The organism is Evansella vedderi, assembly GCF_030813435.1.
In the GTDB taxonomy this organism is placed as follows: domain Bacteria; phylum Bacillota; class Bacilli; order Bacillales; family Salisediminibacteriaceae; genus Evansella; species Evansella vedderi.
On sequence record NZ_JAUSUG010000001.1, the window covers coordinates 143,392 to 164,502 of the forward strand.

General features: G+C 37.6%; 22 protein-coding genes. 20 read left to right on the forward strand and 2 right to left on the reverse strand.

The features are described 5' to 3' along the window. Positions 1–31: 31 nt before the first annotated feature. A complete protein-coding gene (locus J2S74_RS00810) occupies positions 32–613 on the reverse strand; it encodes a TetR/AcrR family transcriptional regulator (protein ID WP_307320626.1) in 582 nt (193 codons plus the stop codon). A gap of 297 nt (positions 614–910) precedes the next feature. On the opposite strand from J2S74_RS00810, the gene J2S74_RS00815 reads away from it, so the two are divergent. The 12 genes from J2S74_RS00815 (at position 911) to J2S74_RS00870 (ending at position 12,051) form a co-directional block, all read left to right on the forward strand. Then, the gene (locus J2S74_RS00815) at positions 911–2,521 is read left to right on the forward strand and encodes a PucR family transcriptional regulator (protein ID WP_307320629.1); all 1,611 of its coding nucleotides are present in this window, start codon (positions 911–913) and stop codon (positions 2,519–2,521) included. Positions 2,522–2,687: 166 nt separating this feature from the next. Next, complete coding sequence (locus J2S74_RS00820) at positions 2,688–3,323, forward strand: aspartate/glutamate racemase family protein (RefSeq protein WP_307320630.1); 636 nt, start codon at positions 2,688–2,690, stop codon at positions 3,321–3,323. Positions 3,324–3,338: 15 nt separating this feature from the next. Further along, positions 3,339–4,916, forward strand: a complete 1,578-nt coding sequence (locus J2S74_RS00825) for an OPT/YSL family transporter (protein WP_307320633.1) — start codon at positions 3,339–3,341, stop codon at positions 4,914–4,916. 50 nt (positions 4,917–4,966) lie between these two features. Next, complete coding sequence (locus J2S74_RS00830; protein WP_307320635.1) at positions 4,967–6,022, forward strand: S-methyl thiohydantoin desulfurase family protein; 1,056 nt, start codon at positions 4,967–4,969, stop codon at positions 6,020–6,022. A gap of 20 nt (positions 6,023–6,042) precedes the next feature. Beyond that, positions 6,043–6,993: a DUF1177 domain-containing protein gene (locus J2S74_RS00835; protein ID WP_307320638.1), complete on the forward strand. Its 951-nt coding sequence runs from the start codon at positions 6,043–6,045 to the stop codon at positions 6,991–6,993. Then, positions 6,983–7,639, forward strand: a complete 657-nt coding sequence (locus tag J2S74_RS00840; protein ID WP_307320640.1) for an AroM family protein — start codon at positions 6,983–6,985, stop codon at positions 7,637–7,639. Before J2S74_RS00835 ends, J2S74_RS00840 begins: the two co-directional genes overlap by 11 nt. Before the next feature lie 85 nt (positions 7,640–7,724). Further along, positions 7,725–8,588, forward strand: a complete 864-nt coding sequence (locus J2S74_RS00845; protein WP_307321408.1) for a DMT family transporter — start codon at positions 7,725–7,727, stop codon at positions 8,586–8,588. Beyond that, positions 8,575–9,531, forward strand: coding sequence for an aminopeptidase (locus tag J2S74_RS00850; protein ID WP_307320642.1), 957 nt, complete (start codon positions 8,575–8,577; stop codon positions 9,529–9,531). Before J2S74_RS00845 ends, J2S74_RS00850 begins: the two co-directional genes overlap by 14 nt. Before the next feature lie 19 nt (positions 9,532–9,550). Then, on the forward strand, positions 9,551–10,324 hold the full coding sequence (locus J2S74_RS00855) for an NADPH-dependent oxidoreductase (protein WP_307320644.1): 774 nt from the start codon (positions 9,551–9,553) through the stop codon (positions 10,322–10,324). Positions 10,325–10,416: 92 nt separating this feature from the next. Then, positions 10,417–10,938, forward strand: a complete 522-nt coding sequence (locus tag J2S74_RS00860; RefSeq protein ID WP_307320646.1) for a nitroreductase family protein — start codon at positions 10,417–10,419, stop codon at positions 10,936–10,938. Beyond that, positions 10,910–11,230, forward strand: a complete 321-nt coding sequence (locus tag J2S74_RS00865; RefSeq protein ID WP_307320648.1) for a DUF6092 family protein — start codon at positions 10,910–10,912, stop codon at positions 11,228–11,230. The genes J2S74_RS00860 and J2S74_RS00865 overlap by 29 nt, the downstream gene beginning before the upstream one ends. 485 nt (positions 11,231–11,715) lie before the next feature. Beyond that, positions 11,716–12,051 carry a hypothetical protein gene (locus J2S74_RS00870; protein ID WP_307320650.1) on the forward strand — a complete coding sequence of 112 codons (336 nt, stop codon included), beginning with the start codon at positions 11,716–11,718 and terminating at the stop codon, positions 12,049–12,051. A 145-nt stretch (positions 12,052–12,196) separates the two neighbouring features. Here the strand turns inward: J2S74_RS00870 and J2S74_RS00875 are convergent, their stop codons facing one another. After that, positions 12,197–13,507: a helix-turn-helix domain-containing protein gene (locus tag J2S74_RS00875; protein WP_307320652.1), complete on the reverse strand. Its 1,311-nt coding sequence runs from the start codon at positions 13,505–13,507 to the stop codon at positions 12,197–12,199. A 232-nt stretch (positions 13,508–13,739) separates the two neighbouring features. Between J2S74_RS00875 and J2S74_RS00880 the strand changes: the two genes are divergently transcribed. The 8 genes from J2S74_RS00880 (at position 13,740) to J2S74_RS00915 (ending at position 20,746) form a co-directional block, all read left to right on the forward strand. Further along, positions 13,740–14,252: a flavin reductase family protein gene (locus J2S74_RS00880; RefSeq protein WP_307320654.1), complete on the forward strand. Its 513-nt coding sequence runs from the start codon at positions 13,740–13,742 to the stop codon at positions 14,250–14,252. A 48-nt stretch (positions 14,253–14,300) separates the two neighbouring features. Next, positions 14,301–15,761: a 4-hydroxyphenylacetate 3-hydroxylase family protein gene (locus J2S74_RS00885; RefSeq protein WP_307320657.1), complete on the forward strand. Its 1,461-nt coding sequence runs from the start codon at positions 14,301–14,303 to the stop codon at positions 15,759–15,761. Positions 15,762–15,781: 20 nt separating this feature from the next. Continuing rightward, positions 15,782–16,318 (forward strand): FAD synthetase family protein, encoded by a 537-nt coding sequence (locus J2S74_RS00890; protein WP_307320659.1) that lies wholly within the window; start codon positions 15,782–15,784, stop codon positions 16,316–16,318. Between the two features lie 69 nt (positions 16,319–16,387). Beyond that, positions 16,388–16,819, forward strand: a complete 432-nt coding sequence (locus J2S74_RS00895) for a RidA family protein (protein WP_307320661.1) — start codon at positions 16,388–16,390, stop codon at positions 16,817–16,819. Between the two features lie 81 nt (positions 16,820–16,900). Further along, on the forward strand, positions 16,901–17,590 hold the full coding sequence (locus tag J2S74_RS00900; protein WP_307320664.1) for a DUF1028 domain-containing protein: 690 nt from the start codon (positions 16,901–16,903) through the stop codon (positions 17,588–17,590). Between the two features lie 41 nt (positions 17,591–17,631). Then, the gene (locus J2S74_RS00905; protein WP_307320667.1) at positions 17,632–18,873 is read left to right on the forward strand and encodes a Zn-dependent hydrolase; all 1,242 of its coding nucleotides are present in this window, start codon (positions 17,632–17,634) and stop codon (positions 18,871–18,873) included. Positions 18,874–19,090: 217 nt separating this feature from the next. Further along, positions 19,091–19,297 (forward strand): hypothetical protein, encoded by a 207-nt coding sequence (locus tag J2S74_RS00910; protein ID WP_307320669.1) that lies wholly within the window; start codon positions 19,091–19,093, stop codon positions 19,295–19,297. 27 nt (positions 19,298–19,324) lie between these two features. Next, positions 19,325–20,746, forward strand: coding sequence for a sodium:solute symporter family protein (locus J2S74_RS00915; protein ID WP_307320671.1), 1,422 nt, complete (start codon positions 19,325–19,327; stop codon positions 20,744–20,746). Positions 20,747–21,111: the final 365 nt, after the last annotated feature.

A 21,111-nucleotide genomic window follows, 5' to 3' on the forward strand; every position in this document is an offset into this window, starting at 1 on the left:
CTCATATTTTTATATTGAACGGTCAGAATAACTAGACTTCTTTCGAAATACCATTCCAAAATTGATGAAACATCATATCTAACCGTTTATAAACTTCTTCCTCGGTGTGACGCTGCATTTGCCAAAATAACCCGTCCATTAAACATTGGAAGGAGAGGGCTAAAACATGAGAATCGGCTTCCTTAATTTCGTCATTTTCTATCCCGTGATCAAAAATGGCGTAAATAATTTCATACTCATTTTGCTCCAGGAAACTAAATCGCTCTGCAATATCCTCCTTAAGAAAGTCTGGTGGAAATGCCATAAGGCGTATTAGTATTTTCGTCTTTAGTTCCTCTTGAAATTGAAAATCAACTGCTGATTTTAAAATAGAGTAGAGCTGACTTTTGGCAGAAGGCTTACTTTTGAACTGTGACTCCACCGTCGATAAATGACCATCGAGCGCTTCTCGGTAAATAGCCAAAAATATATCTTCCTTCCCATCAAAAAAAGCATAAACGGAAGGAGGCTTAATCCCAACTTCATTGGCAATTTCCTTCATTGTCATCCCTAAATATCCTTTTTCAGCAAATAACTTCGTCGCTGCTTCCATAATTTTTTCCTTTGTTGACATCTAACCCCTCCTTTCTTACCTAACGAATGTTAGTTAGGTAAGTGTTAGAAAAAAAAGAAGAAAAATCTTCAATAAATTTCTGAAAAGATAAGTCTTTTAACGCTTTGCCCCTTTAAAGTAAATATAAAAGATATACTATCACAGCATTTTATTGAATACAACAATTTTTCTGAAAAATTCGTTTTTTTATGGTTAAATTCGTGTCCGTATTCTTCATAGCAAAGTTGAATTTATGATAGGGTTATAATAGAATATTGAATATTAAAAACAATTTAAAAATTTGTTAGGGGGATTAACATGAATGTATCAGCTGCATTGAAATTAGGAGATTTACAAAAGGCCACTGTTTTAGCTGGGGTTAATGGTATAAATCGTGAAATTAAAGCAGCTGAGGTCATGGAGGTTCCCGATATAAGTGGGTGGTTAACGGAAGGAATCGTAATTATTTCCACCTTTTACTCTATAAAAGATTCCCCCCAGTCACAAATAGAAATGTTTAAAACCTTGATTAATGTTAACGGTGCAGCCCTTATCATAAAATTAGGGAGATATGTTAATGACCTCCCAAAGGAAATGTATGATTTAGCAAATAAACATAATATGCCAATTATTTCGATACCTGTTGAAGTTTCCTTTGTTAATGTATTGACTGCTCTATTTGAGAAAATCTATGAAGAAAAGAAAGCATATAGACAAGAACAACTGCAGCTAATGAACCAGTTAATTAATACAGAGGTTAAGAGTCTACAGGATTTTGTAATAGAACTGTCGTCTATAACTGGGGATAATGTGTATTTTGAATCAGGTGATAACCGGTTATTAGTATATGCCAAAAAAGAGAGGGATAAAAAGCGTAGAATCTTCTCCTTCCTAAGTAAACCAGAAGAGCTTACTTCCCCACAGATTGATTATACAGAAGACTGTGTTTTTGAAGAGGATCGATTGGTGATACCCATTGACGAATCAGGAGAATGTGTTGGTTACTTACATGTATTATTAATTAAATCAAAATCCTTATTAAATGTACTTCAAAATTGCAGTGCAAGCATAAAAGAACAAACAAAATTACTGTTGTTGAAAGAAAGGTATGAAATAGAAAAACGTTACCTTCAAGATAATAAATTTATTCATTATTTATTAGAAGAAAAGGAGCAAATTAGTCCATCCTATATAAAAAAATATATCTCTCTAGAAGAAAATCATTTATATGGTTTATTTGCTTTCGATTTTTCATTTATGAATGAGACTCTACTGTCTATACAAGAGAAGGATCTGGTCACTAATTACTTCCTTTTTAAAAAGATATATGAAATAGTAGACCGGGCACTTCCAAACACATATTTATTTAACGAGGGACATTTCTTTGGTGGACTTTATATATGTAAGAATCAACAAAGTCGTCCTGCTTTAATAGAAAAACTCCAACACATTGTTAAACAATTTGACAAAGAGTTTAATAGTAACATTTATTGTGGTGTGAGTCTCGCCCATGAATCTTTCCATGATTTATATAAAGCGTTGGATGAAGTAAAGGTCTCAATTCAAACAAGAAACGATATGAACTTAAACGATAAAATTATTGTTTATGAAAGTATGGGTGTTAATAAGATACTATTAAAGCTAAAGAATGATAGGGATGTACTTCACTTTATTGAGGCGATGCTGGAAACTATAAAATTTGACGATAAGGAGAATGGGGAGCTCATTCGTACACTTGAGGTTTTCTTACAAGAAAATGGTAATCATTCAAAGACTTCAGAAAAGTTATATATTCATCGACGTACTTTAAAGTATAGATTAACAAAAATAGAATCGACCCTAAATATAAATTTGGATGATAGTGAAACACGTTTCTTACTTTTCTTATTATTAAAAATGAGAAAAATTCATGAAAATAGCCGCAATTAGCGGCTATTTTTGTTATATCTTTTTTTTGTTCTAATAATATCTTGTCTAATTTTCTTAGAATGTCCAATTTGAACAAATATTTAGATAAATGATTGTTCAAAATGGGCATTACAATATTTTTTCTGAAAATTTATAATAAATCAAAAGGAAGGGGGTACAAGACAATATGTTAGGTATTATTCGTGTTTTGACGACGGATGACGAAAATATTCTTCAAGAACATTCGCGAGTCATGAAGCGGGAGTTTAATATTGAGTCCATATCACGATGTATTCCAGATCAATGGAATGGAATACACAGTGAGGCAACACAGAGGTTAGCCGAGCCTAAAATTGAAGCATTAGTAAAAAGTATGGTAGAAAACGATGGGGTAACAGCAGTAACTATTAGCTGTGCAGCGGATCCTGCGGTGGAATCTAGCAGAAAGCTTGTAAATGTACCTGTATATGGTGCAGGAGAGGTTGGTGCACATGCAGCCCTTATGATTAGTAGGAAAGTTGGTGTTCTTGGAATTACACCGGATGTACCTCCTAACATTGCAAAAATACTTGGTGATCATCTTTTAGATTACACTTGGCCAGAGGGAGTTTCCACAACGGTAGATTTATTAGAAGAGGATGCAAAGAAAAGAGCTATTGATGCCTGCCAAAACCTTGTCAACAAAGGTGCAACAAGTATTTTATTTGCATGTACTGGTTTTTCAACGATTGGATTGAAAATGGAGCTTGCGAAACATATTCATGTTCCAATCATCGACCTAGTCGAAGCGCAAGGGATAGCCTATTCATTAACTCGAAAATAAAAAGGAGGAATTACCTTGAACCAACAAAAGTTTGACTTTTCTTTTGTGATATTTTCCATTTTAATTGCCATCGTCGGTGCTATTATTGGAATGCAGATTATCACAACGTTAGGGATTACCCCTAATACATCCATTATTGGTGCATTAGTTGCCATGCTTATTGCTCGCATACCTATGCAAATCTTCTATCGTTACAGGGCTTTAGAGAATCAAAATCTCATACAGACAACCATCTCTTCTGCAACCTTTGGTGCAGCCAACAGTTTACTTATTCCTATTGGTTTACCGTTTGTATTAGGAAGACCCGATCTTATTATTCCAATGTTAATTGGTGCAGGTATAGCATTAATTATTGATGCACTTATTCTTTATAAAGTTTTTGATTCTAAGCTATTTGGAGCAAATGAGACGTGGCCTCCTGGTGTGGCAACAGCAGAAGCATTAAAAGCAGGGGATCAAGGTGGTAAAAAAGCGAAATATCTTGGGCTCGGTATTGCTGGAGGTATTGCAGGTGCCTGGGCAGGGATTCCTATGTCAGCCTTTGGTGTAGCTTTTATCGGTAACATTTGGGCATTATCTATGTTTGGTATTGGATTATTAATTAAAGGATACTCTGTTCCTGTTTTTAACATTAACTTGGATCAGTACTACATTCCTCATGGGATGATGATTGGTGCTGGTATAGTAGCACTTGTCCAATTTATCATAACTATTACTAAAGACCGTAAAGCTAGAGTTAATTCAGAAGCAGCAGCAACAACAGAAGATGAATGGGTAAATACTCGAACAGAAAAAGATGTAACGAAGGCGTTTGGATTTGGATATGTGGCCTTCATTGGTGGTGCGTTGATCGTTGCTCTAATTGGTGGACTTATCACAGAATTATCCCTAGGACAATTAGTCTTATTCTTAGTTTTTGCAGCATTCGCAGCACTTGTTACTCAAATTATCGTTGGTGTTGCAGCGATGCACTCTGGTTGGTTCCCGGCGTTTGCAGTTACATTAATTTCTTTAATCATTGGTTTGCTTATGGGCTTCCCTCCAATTGCATTAGCCTTCTTAGTAGGTTATACGGCTGCAACAGGTCCAGCATTTGCAGACTTAGGATATGACTTTAAGAGCGGTACACTTATTCGAAATACGAAGAATATGCAAATGGAGCTTTATGGACGAAAGATGCAGCTGAAATCAGCAATGATTGGTTTCGGTGTGGCCATTGTCATGGTTGCTCTTTTCCATAATGTTTTCTTCTCACAAGATTTAGTTCCACCTGTAAACCATGTTTATGCAGCAACTATTGAGGGTGGTATCACAGGAAGCACGGGGATGTATTTACTTCTTTGGGCTATTCCTGGTGCACTAGTACAGCTAATTGGTGGACCGAAGCGACAAATGGGTATCTTGTTTGCAACAGGCTTATTAATTACATTCCCATTAGCTGGTTGGGCAGTTATTGCTGGTATTACTATTCGCTTAATTATACTTAAAGTACGTGGACCACAAGCGGAAGCGACGATGTATACAACAGCAGCTGGTTTCATTGCAGGGGACGCACTATTCAGCTTCTTTAACTCCTTATGGAGAGCACGATAATAGCTACTATAACTGACATACGAATTAGTTCAATTAAAGGAGTGCAATAAATGGCAGGAACAACAATGACAGTGGAGCTAATGGAACAAGCAGTATATGGAGGCGCTATTTTAGGTGGCGGCGGTGGTGGATGGATTCAAGATGGTTTACAGAAGGGAAAGCTTGCCCTTGAAATAGGCGAAGTGAACCTGATTACCGTCGACCAATTAGCGGATGAAGACTTTGTTACATGCGTGTCCCTCGTAGGGGCACCAGCCGCTAAAAATCAATACGTAAGCGCGAAACAACTATATTCTACAGTAAACTTACTTCAGCAAAATTTTCATAGTACTATTAAAGCGTTAATGACGAATGAAAATGGGGCAGCAACTACTGTTAATGGTTGGATTCAAGCAGCTTTAACAGGGCTTCCAGTAATAGATGCTCCATGTAATGGAAGAGCACATCCGACTGCCTCCATGGGGTCTATGAATCTATCAGAATTAGAGAACTTTATTTCTTACCAAGCGGCTGCTGGAGGGAAAGGGACTTACGAAATTTCTGGGTATGTGACAGGTTCCATCCAACATACTTCCAACCTAATACGTCAAATGTCTGTGGAAGCTGGTGGAATGGTAGGGGTAGCAAGAAACCCTGTACAAACAGGATATATTAAAGAAAATGCAGCTGTTGGTGGCATTAGCCAAGCAATTGCCTTAGGAGAAGTATTTCTTCAAGAAAAAGATCCCCTTAACAAAATTGAAGCTGTGGCTACGAAGCTTCAAGGGCGTGTTATCAAGGTAGGTCAAACACATGGCTATTCCATTGAAACAAAGGGTGGATTTGATGTTGGAAAGCTTTATGTAGATGATTTAGAACTCACATTTTGGAATGAGTATATGACAGCAGAGGAAAATGGGAATCGTAAAGGAACATTTCCAGATTTGCTAATGACCTTTGATACGGAGACAGGGTTACCTGTTGTAAGTGCTGAGATAGAGAATGACCGAAAGATCGCTGTTATTTCCGTACCGAAGGAGCATCTTCTACTGAGTACAACTATGTCTAATAATAAGTTGTTGAAAACAGTAGAATCCGTCGTAAATAAACAGATTTTATTCAACTAAGAGAGAAAGGGTGAGGATGTATGTCATTACATTATGCAATGCAGGCTATTGAACTATTAGATGATCCATCCATAACAGGAGAAAAAGTCATTGAACAATTTGAAGGATATGACCATGTGGAAGCATCGAGTGTCACCGTACAAGGTGACAAAGGTTCTACAGATTTCATAAAAATTTTAGTTAAAGGATACAACGGAAAATCTACCGGTGGAACTGCTAAAACCTTCGGGCTCGTTGGTAGATTAGGTGGAATAGGGGCTCGCCCTTCCAGAATTGGGATTGTCTCTGATGCTGATGGAGCAGTAGCTGCTGTAGCTGCAGCGGCTAAGCTTGCCGATATGTCTAAAAAGGGGGATCGCCTGGAGGGAGATGTGTATATCACAACCCATATCTGCCCTGATGCGCCGACTCAACCTCATGAACCTGTGGACTTCATGGGATCTCCAGTAGATATTTTAACGATGAATAAACACGAGGTATTACCTGAAATGGAAGCGGTTGTTTCCATTGATACTACCAAGGGGAATCGGGTGATTAACCATAAAGGTATTGCCCTATCACCAACTGTCAAAGAGGGGTATGTTTTACGGTTTAGTGAGGATTTATTGCGTATTTTAGAAATGACGACTGGAGAATTACCAGCTACCTTTACAGTAACAACACAGGATATTACTCCTTATGGTAACGATGTCTACCATATAAACTCTATTCTGCAGCCTTCTGTTGCTACTAATGTACCGGTTGTGGGGTTAGCTATTACAGCCGCTTCCGCTGTTCCAGGGTGTGGAACTGGGGCTAGTCATGAGGTAGATATCGCTCAAGCCGTTCGTTTCGCTATTGAAGTAGCAAAGGAATTCACAGCTGGAACAGTCTCTTTCTATGACGAAAAAGAATTTAATCATTTAGTCAACTTGTATGGTTCCATGAAGGTGTTACAGACAATGGGGAAGGAAGCGTACCATGGTAGCTAAGATTGGCTTAATTACCATTGGTCAATCTCCCCGTTCCGATATGACACCGGAAATGAAGCCGTTACTAGGATCGGCCGTTTCCTTTATGGAAGTGGGAGCATTAGATGATTTATCGGAAAAAGAAATTGAACATCTTGCACCTAGTGCCAATGAGGTTACCTATATTTCAAGATTAAGAAGTGGGAAAAGCGTGAAGCTTTCCAAAGCGAAACTGTTACCTTATTTACAAGACCAATTAAATAAGGTAGAAGAGCAGGTAGCAAGCTCCATTGTGGTTTGTACTGGGAGCTTCCCTACTTTAACGTATAAGAAACCATTACTATTTCCGGATCAAATCTTGAAAAGCGTGGTGCAAGCAGTGATAGGGGATGGAACATTAGGTTTAATCGTCCCCTTAGAAGAGCAAAAGAATCAATTGATGGAAAAGTGGGGAAATGTTCCTGTCGTTGCTGCAGCTGTTTCACCTTATGAGGAAGCGGATTTTGAAGCACCAGCTAAAGAATTAAAGAAAAAGGGCGCCACTATCTTTGTTCTCGACTGTATGGGATACACAGAGGCACATAAAGAAAAGGTAAAGTCTGCGACAGGTCTTCCTACCATTCTATCAAGAAGCATTGTCGCAAGAATTGCAGCAGAAATGGCTTAGAAATAGAAAGAGCGGTCTTGACCGCTCTTTCTACTCCTTTGCAGGAAGGAAGAAGGTGAATATCATATATTTATTTGCCTTAGTAATGTTGAGTGCCCTATGGGGCTCAACCTTTTTTTGGACAAAAATATTACTAGAGGATTTTCATCCTATATCAATCGTATTTTTTCGTTGCTTATTTGGAATTCTTTTTTTACTCCCATTTCTTATAAAACAAAGGGCTTTTTCAAGAATTAAACTTTCCCCCTCCCTAGTTTGTATAAGCTTATTAGGAGCCACCGTCCCATGGACATTCATGACAGTAAGTGTGCAATATTTAGAAACGACTTTAACAGGTATTATTAACGCTCTCACTCCTATTTTCGGAATGCTCCTAAGTATTTTAGTACTAAAACAAAGGGCAAAGGCCTTGGATAGTTTAAGTATATTTCTAGGCTTTTTTGGAGTGGCGTTTATTTTTATCCTTCAAAATAAAAGTGTTCAGGCTTCAGAGTTTCTTGGAATTGTCATCCTTCTGAGTGCAACCTTCAGCTATTCTTTTACAAGTATTTTATCAAGCAAATATCAAAAGCAAACATCACCTTACATTTTAGCTTTTACAACACTATTTACTGCAACCATTATTTGTGGAATCTTGATGATGTTTATCCAACCGGATAGTTATGTATACTTATTTGATAGTTCCAATTTTACTGTATACCTCATTTTAGGCATGTTAAGCTCTGGATTAGGCTTTGTTGTATTTTATTATTTAGTTGCCTATGGCGGTCCAGTGTATGCACTTTTTATCACCTACCTTATGCCTATCGTAACGTTGCTGTTAGGGTATTTTTTCTTAGATGAGAGTGTAACGGCTAGTATGATTATTGGATTAGTTTTTATTTTTATAAGTATCGGTTTAATGAATTACCAAAAAAGAAGGGAGTCGGTGAAAAGTGAGTCAGCTTAATACCTTTATACCAATCGTAAAAAACATGATGGAGCAAAATGTCTGCGCCAATGGACAGGAACATGTTGTTATTTTAACGGATTTAGTAAAAGAAGAGATTGGACGACGCGTATTTGATAGTTTATGTGAGTTAGGATTCAAAGGGGATTATGTCGTTATGCAGACACGTTCCAAGTCTGGGGAAGAGCCCCCGGCAACCGTAGCTGCCATAATGAAGACTGCAGACATTTGTTTTTGTATTTGTCAGCATTCATTAACACATACAAAAGCGAGAAAAGAAGCAAGTCGAACAGGAACGAAAGTAATAACGATGCCCGGAATTACAATGGATATGTTTACAGATGGGGCCATGAAAGCCGATTACGTGAAAGTCCAGGAGCTCACCCATACCTTTACGGAAAAGTTAAATGGTTGTGAAACGATAACAATATATACCGGTGAACAAAATAAGTATGTTTTAATTTTGAATGTAGCAGACAGAAATGGAATTAGCAGCACAGGTGTTTTTAATACGGAAGGTGCCTCAGGTAATCTACCATCTGGGGAAAGTTATATTGCTCCTCAACTGGAAAACTCATACGGGGAAATTCTCATTGATGGATCTATTGCTGGAATAGGCAAGGTATCATTTCCAGTATTACTAAAGGTAGAGAATGGCAGGCTCGTTTCAGCAACTGGAAAAGATGGGGAGCGACTTTTACAGTTGCTGGGAGATGAAGATGGAAGATGTGTTGCGGAATTTGGTATTGGAACGAATAATACCGCCCGAGTATCCGGAAATATATTAGAAGATGAAAAGGCATTTGGGACGATTCATGTTGCCTTCGGGTCCAATGTTACCTTTGGTGGAACAATTGATGCCGGAGTTCATTTAGATTGTGTCACGAAGGAACCGACCGTTTGGTTCGGAGACGAAAAAGTAGTGGAAAAGGGGAAGGTTTAATCTATAGGAGGATACTTATATGGACAGAGAGATTATTCGCAGCAGGGTGGAACTAGAGGGTGTTGATTCTTTGGCGGACTTTTCCAATAAAACGATTGGTGTTTTAACGTCTCATGAATCTATTAGAGGGTTTCAAGCAAAGGAACTTCCTGATGGTTACCTAGATGCCATTATTACATCTGCCAGATCAGCACCAACCTCTTCCAATCTGCAGGCGTATAGTATTGTTGTTGTTTCAGATAAAGAGAGGAAATTCAAATTAGCAACCTACTCCGGAAACCAAAATTTTATAAGGGAAGCACCTGTTTTCTTCGTATTTTGCGCTGATATTTACCGCTTAAAATATGTTACAAAGCGGCAAGGATTTCTATTCGAGGGGGATTCCTTGGAAATGTTTCTCCTTGCCTCAATGGATGCTGCCCTTACGATGCAAAATGCCCTTGTTGCAGCAGAAGCATTAGGCTTAGGAGCCGTGCCTGTTGGTTCTTTACGAAATGAACCGATAAAGGTAATGGAAAAGCTAAAATTACCGAGAGGGGTATTTGCCCTTGTGGGACTTGCGGTTGGTTTTGAAAAGGAAGGTGTACGCCGAGGAGTTAAGCCACGTTTACCGCAAAAAGTAACGGTTCATCACGAGGAGTATTCCATAAAGCATTTGGAGGATGGGTTAACTGATTATGATCAACAAATGATTTCCCGAAGAACGTATGACGGCAGACGTGTTTCCATAGCAGGGGAGCCAGAACGTGATGGAGTGGAATACGGTTGGTGTGAGCATACTGCCCGCCTGTAGTGTATCCAAGCCATATAATATTACTCTAAAAACAACAATCTTTTAGAAAACTGCCTTAAATAAAGAGGAGGAAGGTGAAAGAGTTGGAAATAATGGAAGCAATTAAAACGAGAAGGAGTTCAAGGTCCTTTGAAGATCGACCTATACCGGAGGATGTTATTACGGATATTAAAGATGCTATCATGCACAGCCCGTCCGGAAGTAATGCACAGGAATCTCATTTTGTCATTGTCCAAGATAAGAATCAAATTCTCAAACTAAAACGTTTTGCCCAAGGAGTTTCAGGTACCCCGGCGGCTATTGTGGTTTTGTGCTCAAACAAACAGGAAGCCTTAATACGTGGAGGGCAGGATACAGCGGAGGTTCTACGTTTTGTCAATTTAGGTATTGTGGCTTCCTTTATTATTCTAGTAGCCCAATCACATGGAGTTGGTAACTGTCCGGCCAGATCCTTCCATCAGCAATCTATTAAACAAATACTAGAATTACCTGAGGAAGTGGATCCAGAGCTTTTAATTAGTCTCGGTTACACAGATCAAAAACCAAGACCAAAAACGATTAAGTCAGTGACGGAGGTAATATCTCATGAAAGATACAACTACAGCGAAAATTAATGCTGTGAACGATGAGTCACAGGAACGTCTCTTGGATTTCGTTGGCTATGTATTAACAAGTACAAGAGGGCTATACCGCGAACCCCAAAGCTACGGCCCCATGAGAATGATAGATACATTGGAAAAGGCAATTAACTTATTAAAAGAGCAAGGTCTAGACCACAAATCACTAGATGATGTCATGAAAGTCGTCCGTGAAAATAGATGGCAAGCAACATCTAACCCCGAAGCCTTTGCCGAAGCTATAGATTCGGCGTTGGAACGGTTAGTTAAGATAACCTTTGGGGAGTGACTGTCACCACCTGAGATATGCTAGATTATGTTGATAAATTAATTGGTTTATTCCCCTTGAGCAGTGGCTTAAAGGGGATATTTTGCAAAAGAGAATAGTATTCTATTAGAGTTTATGTATAGGTGATAATCTTCTTAAAGAAACGAACTTATAGAGTTTATCATGACTGAAACTGAAAAGGAAAAAGGTAATCGACTTTGACAAGAACGAATAGCTTCTTTCAAGGAAAGTGCCAATGTATACTCTGTAAACGAAAAGGACAAACAACCTATTAAATAAATAAAGAAAATCCACTTCGAGAGCGTATAAATAGTATACAGCTACTTAGTGGATTTTCTATATTACTGAGCACTTTTTTGATGATCAAAACAATAGATTTTACCGTTAAACTTTTTATTTGTTATATAATACCTCTTAACTTTATCTGAAACAAGTTTATAACAGCACTGAGGTATATTCATCAAAATCCCCTAAAGGCAGGACTGGTGAATAGTGTTTGGTATAGTAAGTGGACTAGTTTCCATGAGTATTTACAGAAAGGGAAAATAACCGATATTGATAGAGGTTTGAATTTATTTTCTCTTAATAGAAAATCGGCAATAGAAAGATTCATCGCCTACATGCAAGAAGATAATGAGGACCAGTGTTTGGACTTAATCCAAAGAGTAAAGCTTTCTGATGATCAGGTTAGAGAATATCTTCGAACAGCAGGCGTTACAAGCAATAGTATACTACAGCAGATGAACAAGGAAAAACGGGATGAGATTCTAACCAAAGTTAAAAAACTTAAGGGAGTATCCATTGTCAGATTTCAAGAGTAACAGGAATTTCAAAAAGTGTTATTGATCGTATTAAATGATAAAAAATGTTTGAAGGAATGAGCGTCCTGTCGAAGGGTATCAGCTCATACTCTAGCCAACCCAAAAAAGGAAAGGGACAAGGCACCTGTCCCCTTGTCCCTTCAAATTAAATCTTTCTACTTGTAGTTATCCTATAGATTTTACTTGGACGCCCTTTAGATTTCGGGGCTTCTTCACCGATAATTTCCACGAGTCCTTGTTCAGCCAATCCATTAAGAATTCGCCTAGCGTTTCTGGGGGTCATTTTTAACCAATCTGCCAAACCAGCTGCAGTGATCGAATTATTCTCCATTCTTTTTTGTACAGAATAAATTTTGTTATAGGTTGTTATAGTGACACCGCATTTAGCTAGTTTTTCATTTAAAATTTTGTTCTCTGATCTATAGCTATATGAAATTTCCTTATCTTCTTTTAATGGGCCTTCAATCATTCCTTCGTTATTGACAAGGAAGGCACAAAAAGTCTCATAATTTTGTGCATGATTTAGTGCGAGACGTGCGTTTTCCTCTGCTGTTAGTGCAGTATCACCATACCCAATACCAATATTGGAAGGAAGGTCAGTTTTTAGCATTAGTTTATCGATTAGTAATTGAATATGTTGTTTCGAATCCTCTAACGAACCTCGAGTTGAAAAAATAACAAATGAACCAATTCCTAAAGGCATGAAAGAACCTGAGATTGATTCAGAAAAGCTCAAGACTGCTGATTGAAGGTCTAAATTTAAACGGTGCTGATCATAGGATAAAACATGCCTGTCTGAATGTTTATTCATAATTTCTGTATTAACTAATATCACTGCAATTTGGGATTGCTTAAACTGAAGTGTTTCCCATTGTTGAATCGCTGTCTTCAAGGTTTCTCGTATGTTACTTCTAGTAGGAGTAACCCAGTAAGCCGGAATTCCCTCAGATTGTAAAGTTTCATATATAGAGCGTAAACAAGTTATACAACAATCAACTTTTCCTTGTCTATACAATTTTTGATGAAAGGAAAGGAGGTCGTTTAGTGGTGTATCATGAGTATATTCATGAACATATACTTGTTCACGAGAAATATAAAGATCATCGTATGTTTCATAAACATCCCGTTCTAATAGCATATCGATACTTACCCGCTCTACAGACTTTTTATTATTATTGCTGATTTCCATTAAAGTTTTGGTCAAACTTGCCCCATCTAGATTTAGGTAAAAGAAAGGTTGTTTGGCGCCACTTTTTTGGGAAGGCTTATAAAGAGCAGGTCCTGCAAAAACCCAGAGGTCAGCGCTCTCTTGATTTGTTTGCAAAATATGAATCGTTTCTTCTGTATTTTGATAAATAAAAGGAACAGTTTGCAGTTTATCCGTGTATTCTTCCGCAATGTCAATGATAAGTTCAACAGAGTATTTAGGACCTACAATTCCAGCCCTCGCTTTCATTACTTTCACCACCATTTATGTGTCTTTCAGATACTTGCTATTTTGTTCATTTTTATTATAACATTTGTAAAAAAATGAAAGGGAAACATTTGTTTATAAGTTAATCACTATTTAAATAGAAAATAACATTAAAAATTTAGAAAATTCTGTTGACTTATTAACCTAATCACTTTATATTGTTATTAAAGGAATACAAAAGGAATAATTCCTTTAATGGAAGGAGGAAATAATTTTGAGTTCAATATCTTCCGATAAGAACTTTAAAAACAGACTGGTTGACTCAGAGAAATTTAGAAACGTAATTGGGAATTTTGCCAGTGGTGTTTCTATTATTACTGTAAGGAATAATGAAACAAACTACGGTATTACAGCAAGTGCTGTAAGTTCTGTTTCCCTAGACCCCCCGATGTTATTGGTTTGTGTTAATAAAAAAACGGGGACATGTAACGCAATTTCAGAAAAGGGGAGCTTTACTGTCAATATTCTTTTGGAAAACCAGGGGGAGTTAGCTTTACAATTTGCAAAGGTAAATACAGAAAAGTTTAATGGTGTGGATTTTGCCTTTGGGGAACTTGGGAATCCTGTATTAAAAGATCAATTAGCAGTACTCGAATGTCGTGTTGTAGAAGAAGTGACTGGAGGAACACATTCCATCTTTCTTGCAGAAGTGCATAATGCTAGTGCAGTTGAAGGAGATCCGTTAGTTTACTTTAAAGGACAGTTTGGCCAGTTTCAGAAGTGTTAGATTAAACAGTTATTAATATGTTATGGAATGTAAAGGGGAGAAAAAATAATGGCATTAATGACAGGTGATGATTATCGCAGATCATTAAATGATGGGCGGGAAGTCTATATTGACGGAGAAAAAGTAAAGAATGTAGCGGAACATCCTTCATTTAAACCAATTGTAGATGTAAGAGCTAGAATGTATGATCTAAATCATATGGCTGAGTATAAAGATCAATTAACAACAACTTTAGAAGATGGGGAACTTATTTGCCGTGCCTACAAAACACCGAAAACGAAAGAAGACTTAAGTGGAATTCGTAAGTATGTAGAGACGGTCTTGGATGACCTGGGAGGAGTAGTTTACAGGGTTGGGGATGAAACAATTGGAGAAATGTGGTCACTATTTGACGCGCAAGATAAATTAAATGAGATCGACCCGACCTATGCTAAAAATATCGCTTATCACATTGACCGAGTGGCAAGGGAAGATTTATTCCATGTATCAGCTAACACAGATCCGAAAGGGGACCGTAGTAAATTATTTAGCGGTAAAGAAGGTGGCACTTTATTGCATGTCGTAGAAGAAAACGACAGAGGAATCGTTGTAAAAGGAGCCAAATTCGAAACAGCTGCAGCTTATGCTCACCAAGCATTTGTAAAACCAACAATATTGGATTGGGGAGCAGGTGAAGAGTCGATGGCGCCATTTGCATGTGGCTTCATTGCGGATATGGGGTCACCTGGTCTAAAACATATTTGCAGAACCTCATTAGGTACCAATCGAAACGAAAAGGACTATCCTATTTCTACAAAATTTGAAGAGATTGATACACTCCTGATTTTTGATAACGTATTAATCCCATGGGAAAACGTTTTATTCCATCGCTCACTCGAGTCAGCAGCATATATTCGCTCCACATTACACCGCTATTCTGCTTTTAACTATGTATTACGAATTTTACGCAGAGCGGATTATCTGTTAGGTACGGCATTATTAAATGTGGAACAAACTGGATTAACAAAGCTGCAAGCTGTAAAAGAAAAAATTTCCGAATTAATTAATTATCGGGAAGGAATTAATGCTCATTTAACCGCTGCTGTAGCTAATGCAGAAGTAAGCGCAGGTGGTTTAATGATGCCAAATCAATCATTGCTGTATACCGGCCGTGTGTTTGCATTATCTAATTTCCCTGCAATGGCACACTTAACTAGAGAACTTGTAGGGGGGCAGTTAGCAGTAACTCCAGATTCTGATACAATGGTAGACCCTGCTATATCAAAATATATAGATAGATACTATTCAGTCAGTGAATGGAATGCGGATGAAAGGGCAAAACTCTTATATTTTGCAAGAGATCTTTTAAATTCATCCTATGCCGGCCATCGAACAACTTTTGAATTGTTTGCACAAAGTCCGCCTTTTGCTCAACAAATGGCAGTTTTTAATAATTTTGATCCCGAGGCCCAGCGAGAAATGGTACGAAAAGCCGCAGATTTAAAGTCTGGGCAAACGATTACAAATTAATGGAAGCAAGGGGGGGTTAAATGATTATCTATGACGCAGGGGACTTACATCTTCCAGCCTCTGTTCTTACGATAGGGAGTTTTGACGGAATTCATAAAGGACATCAGACACTTCTATTAAAAGCTAAAGAAAGAGCAAATCGTCTTAATGCTCCATTTGTTGTATTTACATTTGATCCTCCTCCAAAAGTTTTTTTGACTGGCTGTAAGCAACTTATGCCATTGGATGATAAATTGGAACGACTGAAAGAAATAGGCGTGGACTACGTGATTATCGCTAAATTTAATAAAGCATTTATGCAAAAAGAAGTTTCAGAATTTATCAAAGAGATACACGACTTAAATCCGTTAGAAATCTGGGAAGGACCAAATTTTTTGTTTGGAAAAAACAGAGAAGGAACAATTGAAGTATTGCGAAAACATTTCGACGTAAATATTGTAAGTCTGCTTATATGTTCTCAGGGGAAAATGATTTCTTCCTCTCGTATTCGGGAACTTCTGAAACAAGGCGAAATAATTGAAGCAGATAGGCTTTTAGGGGATTATACCTTTAAATAATGCCAATACGAAAGTAAACTCAAGAAAAATCTATTATTTCAATGATTTTCCTGAAAGGGGTATGGTCTAATGAAAATTGAACGGTTTCGCAAATTTAAAACAGAACAGTTTTACCCATCACATATGGGAGAGGATTCGCATCACGTTTCAAATGAGTTTTCCATGGTAGTCAGGGCTGGAAACCATATTTTTATGAGGGGACAAACAGGTTTTGACTTAGAGGGTAACTTTCACGGAGAAAACGATGTTATTGAACAAACAGAAAATGCTTGCCGGTGTATTAAACAGCTCCTTGAAGAAGCAGGGGGGAGAATGGAGGATGTTTGTAAACTTACAACCTATGTTACAGACCGTTCCTTCCGAAAAGATGTTTATAGTGTTATAGCAAAACATTTTGATGGCGTTTATCCAGTTAGTACAGGATTAGTGGTAGATGGGCTGGCATTACCGGAAATGCTTGTGGAGATCGATGTGGAAGCAGTTATTACTGGTGAAGAATAAATAGCAAATTAAATAAATGAAAATAGTGTTTAAAGCAATCTATTTACTGGTACTCTTCGTTTTTAGAAGGAGGAATGAAACATGAAAGTAACCACTACTTTCTCAGTAGCGGGCAGGTGTGATCAAACAGGTGCCTTAGGAGCAATTGTTACGTCTAGCAGTCCCGCAGTTGGTGCTAGATGTCCGTGGGTTAAGTCAGGTGTTGGTGTTGTTTTATCACAAAATGTAACAGATCCTAGGTTAGGGGAGATAGGTCTATCGACTCTGGCAAATGGTTATGATGCTAACGCAGCGATACGCACTATGGTGGCAGCATCTGACTTTAAAGAATATCGTCAGTTAGCAGTAGTTGATGCTTCAGGAAAATCAAGTGTGTTTACAGGGGAAAAAGCTCTTGGTGTCCACGGAGAATATTGTGATACGAATATAGCATGTGTTGGAAATTTGTTATCTGATTCTAAGATTCCAGAAGCTATGGGACAAAAATTTAAGGAAAATTCCTCTCTATCCTTTCCAGAGAGACTAATCTTGTCATTAGAACATGGATTTGCGCTTGGTGGTGAAATGGATGATGAGCATTCCATTGCACTATTAGTTTATGAAAAGGATGTTCCGTTTCCAGTGGTAGACCTTAGAGTGGATTATAGTGATGATCCCCTGGGAGATCTGAAAAAAGTGTGGGAAATCTATCGCCCTCAGGCGGAAGATTATAAGGTGAGGGCACTTAACCCTGCACGAGCCCCTTCTTACGGTGTGATTGGGGATAAATAATTTTCTGCTATCAATTAGGAGAAGGAGAAGGCTTATTTAATATGGAGATAAATGTAGAACGGCTGCTTCAAGATATAGAAAGATATTCAGCATATGGAGCAAGTGATGTAGGCGGAGTGTCACGGCCGAGTTTTTCGGAGGCAGATCGAGAAGTGCGTTGTTTATTCATACAAGAATTAAAAGAGATGGGTTTAGCTGTTACAGTTGATGGTGCTGCAAATATTTGGGGCAAGAAAAAAGGAAAAGGAAATAAAAAAGGGTCCATTGTCATCGGTTCCCATTTGGATACTGTTCCAAATGGGGGCAAATATGATGGTGCATTAGGTACTTTAATGGCTAAAGAGCTAATAAAAACGTTATTTGAAAAGGGGGTTGTGTTACATCATGACCTAGAAATAGTTTCATTTACTGCAGAAGAATCCAATGATTTTAACTTAGCGACATTTGGAAGCCGTTCGTTTACTGGCAAATTAACTGTTGAAGAGCTAGAAAAAGCAAGCGATCATAATGGGAAAATGCTTAAAGACGAGCTTAAGAAGGTGGGGGGTGGTTTAGATAAATTTCCTATGATGAGGACCATGGCTAAGGAAAAAAAAGCTTTTATTGAACTGCATATTGAGCAAGGAAAGAGATTAGAAAGCAGTAATTGCTCCGTTGCTATAGTAGATAGGTTTGTTGGGATGTATCGGAGCAATGTTCGGGTAGTTGGACAATCTAATCATTCCGGAACAACAATGATGGAACATCGGGCAGATGCTTTAACTGCTGCAGCTGAGATGGTTCTAGAAGTAGAACGTCAATGTAAGGAGGATGATTCAGACTTAGTGGGAACAGTAGGGAAGTTAAATGTTTTCCCAAATGCTACGAATATCATTCCAGGACAAGTAGAATTTCATTTTGAGGTTAGAGGCGGCGAGGAAAAACGAATCTATCAAGTGGTGGAAAAGGTGAAAGAAAAATGGAAAATCCTTGCGGAACACAGGGGAGTCGATTTTCATGAGGATGTATTTTTGGAGCAAGCTCCAATCCTTTTAGATCCATCTGTAGTGGATATTCTTAAAAATACAGCAGAGGAGATGAATGAACAGAATATAACCATGTCAAGTATGGCAATTCACGATGCAGTACATATGGCATCTGTTGCACAAACGGCAATGCTTTTTGTGAAGAGCATAAACGGAAAGAGTCATTGTCCGGAAGAATACAGCGCGAAAGAAGATATTAGAAAGGCCGGGAACCTTATGTTAAAAAGTATTATTAATTTAGATAAGAATCTACTCTAGCAGAAAGAGTCTTTAACTTACAGGTAGGTCTTTTTTATACTGATTTAACAACATAGCCATTGTTTTAAATATTCTAATTGTTGCAATATTCGAAATAGTATTGACACATCGTGAGAATTTTTATATAAAGTATATAAGGAAAAATACTTTATGTATTCCTTAAATAGAAGTGAGAAACTAAATGCTAGGCAATTTTATATTTAGGGGAGGTGTTAGTATGAGTAATACAAAGTATAGTAATAAAAGAATTTTACTACTAATCCTACTATTCGTTGCTTCTCTGTTTATTTTTATTGGTATTGGGATAGCTTCCAATAATGTAACTATTTTGGGACTTCCGTTAGACTTATTTTTTCTTTGGATATTTATGATCTTAGTAATTCCTTTTATGTGGTTCTTGTTTAGCAAGATAAAAACTAATTAATCTAATATTATATGAGAGGAGTACTTTATGGATATTACTATTATTGTAATTTCAGTCTATCTAATTTGCATGGTAATTATCGGGTTTTTATACCGGAAAAAAGCGTCAAAAGGTATGGAAAGTTATTTAGTTGCAGATAGAAGCATGGGACCAATTATTGGTGGTGGAGCGCTAGCATCAACTTATGCAAGTACATCAAGTTTTCTAGGTAGCCTAGGAGCTATGTATGTATTCGGAATTTCCTTTGGACTTTGGCAGAACACAGGAGTATTAATAGGGTTTCTAATATCTTCTTTATTTTTAGCTCCTAAATTCAGAAAATTCGGATTAGTAAGTTTCTCACAGTTCTTTGAAAGTAGATATGATAAAAGAGTTCGTGGGGTTGGTGCTTTAATTACGATAGCAACGATGTTTGTTTATATTATGGTTCAATTACAAGGTGGCGCCTATGCCATGCAGTTTGTTCTAGGTACTACCTTTTCTCAAGGTGTAATAATAATTGGATCCATTTTCATTATCTATGTCGTATTAGGAGGTAGTCACTCTTCTATTAAAGCAAGCTTTATTCAATTTTTAATGATGGTAATAGCAATGTTTTCCGTTGTAATGGTTGCTATTTTCTCAAATCCTTGGGGTGAAATAACTACACAAGCCCTTGCAACGGAACCAGCATTTTTCAATTTATGGGGATCGCAGGGAGTATTGTATTCCTTAAGTGTTGGTTTAATGATGAGCTTAGGTGTTATGAGTTCACCGCATGTTTATATGATGTACATGGTTACAAAATCAGAGAAAGTTGCTCAAAAAACAACAGCTTTAGCTACAACATACTTAAGTTTATTTTATTTTTCACTTCTATTTGTTGCAGTCTATATTATGTCACAATTCCCTTCCATAGAAAATCCAGACATGGGATACTTTTATACATTAGATGTGTTTCCAGCTGTTATCGTCGGTTTATTTATTGCTGCTGTTTTAGCTGCAGCGATGTCCTCGACAGATGCTCAATTACTTAATGCGACTGGGGCTATAACAAATGATATTTACAGTGTAATTTATGGAAAACCTATATCCTCTTCCAAGGTTGTATTAATTAACCGAGTTATAGCGGTTATATTAGGGTCTTTAGCAATAATTGTGTCTTTAAATCCTCCTCAGTTAATCCTTTTTGTTATGGCTCTGGCTCAATCAATGATGATTGGTGCATTCTTAGTACCGTTAGTTCTCGGTCTTTGGTGGAAAAAAGCTACAGCCAATGGTGCTTTAGCAGGTATGTTCGGCGGTTTTGGTATCGCTTTAATTACTCAATTTATCCCAATGCCTAATCCATTTCTAGGTGGTCCATTAGGTGCAATAGTATCACTTATTATCATGGTTTCCGTGAGCTTAATGGATAAAAGTAATCGAATTGACTATGAAAGTGATAATAAAAAAGTTTTAACCAAATAATGGGGACAGGTACCTAATGGGGACAGTGGGGACAGGTACCTCGTCCCTTGTTATGAAGAAGTATTTGAATTTTAGGAGTTCTGGTTTTCCGTGCCTATCACCGCTCGGATTTTGTCGAAAGTTACTATTAAAATGTTAAAGTAGATTAGTATTAGGAAGGGAGGAGGATGACGGTTTTCTTCCACCTCCCTTTCCTTCACAATCTCGTAGATTAACCCAAAAAGCCTTCAAAAGAAACTTTGAGGGCCTTTTCGTCGTGTACACTGGTAATTTACGTTTGGATAAAGCAGTCCCGTAGAGAAAACTCCAAGGGGACTACTTTATCTATCTAAAATCTTATCATTATAATTTTGTAGTAGAACTGC

Excerpts from the sequence above, each read along its gene's own strand:
- J2S74_RS00810 (WP_307320626.1), bottom strand. The coding sequence starts at position 613 with ATGTCAACAAAGGAAAAAATTATGGAAGCAGCGACGAAGTTATTTGCT.
- J2S74_RS00815 (WP_307320629.1), top strand. The coding sequence starts at position 911 with ATGAATGTATCAGCTGCATTGAAATTAGGAGATTTACAAAAGGCCACT.
- J2S74_RS00820 (WP_307320630.1), top strand. The coding sequence starts at position 2,688 with ATGTTAGGTATTATTCGTGTTTTGACGACGGATGACGAAAATATTCTT.
- J2S74_RS00830 (WP_307320635.1), top strand. The coding sequence starts at position 4,967 with ATGGCAGGAACAACAATGACAGTGGAGCTAATGGAACAAGCAGTATAT.
- J2S74_RS00835 (WP_307320638.1), top strand. The coding sequence starts at position 6,043 with ATGTCATTACATTATGCAATGCAGGCTATTGAACTATTAGATGATCCA.
- J2S74_RS00840 (WP_307320640.1), top strand. The coding sequence starts at position 6,983 with ATGGTAGCTAAGATTGGCTTAATTACCATTGGTCAATCTCCCCGTTCC.
- J2S74_RS00845 (WP_307321408.1), top strand. The coding sequence starts at position 7,725 with ATGTTGAGTGCCCTATGGGGCTCAACCTTTTTTTGGACAAAAATATTA.
- J2S74_RS00855 (WP_307320644.1), top strand. The coding sequence starts at position 9,551 with ATGGACAGAGAGATTATTCGCAGCAGGGTGGAACTAGAGGGTGTTGAT.
- J2S74_RS00860 (WP_307320646.1), top strand. The coding sequence starts at position 10,417 with ATGGAAGCAATTAAAACGAGAAGGAGTTCAAGGTCCTTTGAAGATCGA.
- J2S74_RS00865 (WP_307320648.1), top strand. The coding sequence starts at position 10,910 with ATGAAAGATACAACTACAGCGAAAATTAATGCTGTGAACGATGAGTCA.
- J2S74_RS00875 (WP_307320652.1), bottom strand. The coding sequence starts at position 13,507 with ATGAAAGCGAGGGCTGGAATTGTAGGTCCTAAATACTCTGTTGAACTT.
- J2S74_RS00885 (WP_307320657.1), top strand. The coding sequence starts at position 14,301 with ATGGCATTAATGACAGGTGATGATTATCGCAGATCATTAAATGATGGG.
- J2S74_RS00890 (WP_307320659.1), top strand. The coding sequence starts at position 15,782 with ATGATTATCTATGACGCAGGGGACTTACATCTTCCAGCCTCTGTTCTT.
- J2S74_RS00895 (WP_307320661.1), top strand. The coding sequence starts at position 16,388 with ATGAAAATTGAACGGTTTCGCAAATTTAAAACAGAACAGTTTTACCCA.
- J2S74_RS00900 (WP_307320664.1), top strand. The coding sequence starts at position 16,901 with ATGAAAGTAACCACTACTTTCTCAGTAGCGGGCAGGTGTGATCAAACA.
- J2S74_RS00905 (WP_307320667.1), top strand. The coding sequence starts at position 17,632 with ATGGAGATAAATGTAGAACGGCTGCTTCAAGATATAGAAAGATATTCA.
- J2S74_RS00910 (WP_307320669.1), top strand. The coding sequence starts at position 19,091 with ATGAGTAATACAAAGTATAGTAATAAAAGAATTTTACTACTAATCCTA.
- J2S74_RS00915 (WP_307320671.1), top strand. The coding sequence starts at position 19,325 with ATGGATATTACTATTATTGTAATTTCAGTCTATCTAATTTGCATGGTA.